Source organism: Aeromonas sp. sif2433 (assembly GCF_019218705.1).
GTDB lineage: Bacteria > Pseudomonadota > Gammaproteobacteria > Enterobacterales > Aeromonadaceae > Aeromonas > Aeromonas encheleia.
Genome location: NZ_JAHUXD010000036.1, coordinates 1 through 447, shown reverse-complemented (window position 1 = coordinate 447; position 447 = coordinate 1). Strand labels below are relative to the sequence as shown.

1 pseudogene is annotated in these 447 nt (G+C 61.7%); it reads right to left on the bottom strand.

The features are described from left to right. Positions 1–447, bottom strand: a pseudogene (locus KW825_RS20285) (transketolase); the annotation flags it as partial.

Below are 447 nucleotides of genomic sequence, written 5' to 3'. Positions count from 1 at the left end.
TGGCGGATTCCACCTGGTCACAGGGGCGCCAGGTGCTCATGTTCGGGGTCAGACGCAGGGAGGCGATCTGCTCTACCGGCTGGTGAGTCGGGCCATCTTCACCCAGACCGATGGAGTCGTGGGTGTAGACGAAGATGGCGCGCTGCTTCATCAGGGCAGCCATGCGCAGGGCGTTGCGGGCATACTCCATGAACATCAGGAAGGTGGCGCCGTAGGGGATGAAACCCCCGTGCAGGGCGATGCCGTTCATGATGGCGGACATGGCGAACTCACGCACACCGTAGTGGATGTAGTTGCCGGAGGCATCTTCATTGGTCAGGGATTTGGAGCCGGACCACATGGTCAGGTTGGACGGCGCCAGATCCGCAGAGCCACCCATGAACTCGGGCAGCAGCTTGCCGAAGGCTTCCAGGGAATTCTGGGAGGCTTTACGGGTCGCGATCTTGG